The following is a 2849-nucleotide window of genomic DNA, read 5'->3' on the forward strand; positions in this document are numbered from 1 at the left end:
ATCGGCAAGCGTGAAGCCGGAGGACTCAGCTGGCCGACAGACAGCAGGGTCGCGTACTCCCGTGCGACGATGCTCGCCGCGTCGTCGTGAACCAGGCGACCCGGCACGCGCCAGCGGTCGCGCACCCGCGCCCACTCCGGCCAGGCTGCGGCGTCCGGTCGTACGGTGACCGCCTCGTGTAGTTCGGTGCCGACGTAGTGCAGTCCGACGCCGTCCTCGCTGGCGTAGCCGGCTGGCAGGGTGCCGTCGGCGACCATCGTCCGGTAGACCCGGCGTCGCGGCTGGCCGGGGAAGTCGTCGTGAACGCCGTTGCTGTAGGGCAGCAGTCCTAGTCCGTCGAGGAACGGGTCGAGCTGGTCGCGGTAGGAGTCGGTCGGGCCGCCGGCGTGCCAGCAGAGGGAGCCGGCGCTCCAGCCGGCCAGCACCACTCCGGCGTCCCAGCACTCGTGCAGGATCGGAGGCAGCCGGTGTGCTTTCCACAGCGCCATCAGGTTCACCACGCTGCCGCCATTGACGAGGATGACGTCCTGGGCCAGCAGGTGCGTAACGACCGGGGACGTTGTTGACGTTCGGCGTGGTGGCTTGATGAGGGCGGGACCTCCGGCAGGAGTGGCGGTGTCTGACGTCGCTTCTCGTCCCGGAGGTCCCTGGTGGCACGATCGGTCAGTCGCCGTCCGGGTCGGGAAGTCCGGTCAGTGCGCGGGCGACCTCGACGCCTCGCGGGTCGCCGGTGCGGGTGTAGAGGCGGTGTGCCGCGCGGAGGTGTGCGTCCGCATCCGCAGATCCCGGCGGCAGCAACTGGGCGAGTTCGTGGTGGACTTCCGCCGTCTGGTGGTCGTCAGCGTTGGCTTCCGCCTGTTCGCGCGCCGCCGCCAGCAGGCCGAGGGCGACGTCGGTGTTCCCCTGCGCGGCCCGGACCCGGCCCAGCTCCAGCAAGGACCCCGCGATCGTAATCCCGTCGCCTATGCGGCGCCCCAGCTCCAAGGACTCGGTCAGGTTTACGGCGGCGCCGTCGAGGTCCCCGCTGACTAAGCGCAGCCGGCTCAGGTTGACCAGTGTCAGTGCGACCCGGCCCAGGTTGCCGGTGGACCGCCGCAGTGCCAGCGCCCGTTCGTATCCGCGCAGGGCCGCCTCCCGGTTGCCCATCTCCGCGTCGAGGATCGCGATGTTCGTGGTCGATGACGCGACAGTCTGGATGTCGTCCACGAGGCCCAGCGACTCTTCCCAGCAGTTGCGGGCCGCATCCAGCCGTCCGCTCATCGCGTAGGCCACGCCGAGGTTGACGAGCACCCGGGGTCGGAACGGGTCGCCGACCGGCACCGCGGCCACCGCTCCCTCGAGCATCTCCACGGCCCGGGCCCGCGGGCCGCGGAGCCGGAACAGCGCGTCTGCCGCGTAGGGCAGCTGCCAGCTGTACGGCTCGGCCCGGTCGCGCTGGGCCTGCCGGATGACCGCCGTGAGCTGTGGTTGCGCGACCGAGAACCACCGCGCGACCTCGTCGGGGGAGTCCAGCGGCGGCAGGTCTGCCGCCTCCGCGCCGTCCACGGGCACTTGTCCGCGGTGCGGGTCCAGCACGGCCGAGCAGCGGGCGGTGATGGCAAGGTGGTAGCGGTACAGGCGGCGGGAGGCGGCCGTACGGACGTCGGCGGGCAGTCCGGCCGCACGCTCGGCGAGGTAGGCAGCGACCAGCCCGTGGATCGCGTAGCGATCCGCGTCCCGCTCCTCGACCAGGTGTAGGTCGACCAGCGCGTCCAGGACCCGGACCGCATCGGTCCGCCCGGTCCCCAGCAGCGCCGCTCCTCCGTACGGGTCCAGCTCACCCCAGGGCCACAACCCCAGCAGGTCGACGGCCGAGCGGAGCCGCTCCGGCACCGCCCGTACGGTGGTGGCGATGACCCGGCGGACGCTCCGGTCGCCGTCCTCGACCTCGAGCAGGTCGAGTCTCCGGCCGTTGTCGCCGGTCCACTGCAAGACCCGATCGGGATGCCGCCGCAGGTGGGCGGCGAGGATGACCAGGGCCAGCGGCAGCCGACCGCAGGCCTCGGCCAGGGCGGCCCGCCGCTCCCGCGGCACCGCGGTGGAGCCGAGCAGCTCCACCGCGTCGGCGAGGCCCAGCGTGTCCAATGGCAGGTGCTCGGCGGCCTCGACTGCGACCAGCCCGTCGAGGCGGCGGCGGCTGGTCACCACTGTCGTGGCACCTGGACCGGCCGGCAGCAGGGGCCGTACCTGAGCGGAGGAGGTCGCGCTGTCGAGCAGCACGAGCAGCCGCCGTCCGGCGGTGGCGGCCCGGTACCGGCCGCTCAGGTCCTCCGGCGCCTCCGGTAGCACCCCGGTGTCCTCCCCGAGCGCGAACAGCAGTCGGCGGAGGGCATCCACGGTGGCCAGCGGCGCCTCGTCCGGGTGGAAGCCGTGGAGGTCGACGTAGAGCTGTCCGTCCGGATAGCGCTCCCGCATCGCGTCGGTCCAGTTCAGGCAGAGCGTGGTCTTGCCGACCCCGCCGGCGCCACTGACAACGACCACGGCGGACGTTTCGACGGCCTGCGTGAGCCGCCTGAGGTCCTGCTCCCGTCCGACCAACCGGCCGCGGACCATCGGCGGGGGCACGGCGGCCGGTTGGTCGTTTCCTAGAGTCGCCGCCAGCCGGGACATGTCGACCCCGAGAGCAGCGGCCAGCAAGCCGACGGTCGGTGGGTACGGGCGGTGCAGGCCGCGCTCGAGGTAGCCAACCGTCCGTACGCTGATCCCGGCCGCGTCCGCCAGCTGCGTCTGGGTTAGTCCCCGCGCCCGCCGCAACCGGCGCAACTCGGCGCTTCCGTCACTCATGGCCGCATTGTCCCTTCGTGCACTGG

Annotated in this window: 2 protein-coding genes; both read right to left on the reverse strand. The window is 72.6% G+C overall.

Annotated features, from left to right (window positions below):
- Positions 1–587, reverse strand: a 587-nt coding sequence (locus tag VGP36_06185) for a Type 1 glutamine amidotransferase-like domain-containing protein (GenBank protein HEV7654311.1), incomplete at its 3' end; no start/stop codon positions are given.
- 76 nt (positions 588–663) lie between these two features.
- On the reverse strand, positions 664–2823 hold the full coding sequence (locus VGP36_06190) for a helix-turn-helix domain-containing protein (protein ID HEV7654312.1): 2160 nt from the start codon (positions 2821–2823) through the stop codon (positions 664–666).
- Positions 2824–2849 lie beyond the last annotated feature (26 nt).

The sequence above is a fragment of the Mycobacteriales bacterium genome (assembly GCA_035995165.1).
In the GTDB taxonomy this organism is placed as follows: domain Bacteria; phylum Actinomycetota; class Actinomycetes; order Mycobacteriales; family CADCTP01; genus CADCTP01.

Bases quoted from the DNA above. Each gene is read 5' to 3' on its own strand.
- VGP36_06190 (HEV7654312.1), bottom strand. From the start codon at position 2,823: ATGAGTGACGGAAGCGCCGAGTTGCGCCGGTTGCGGCGGGCGCGGGGA.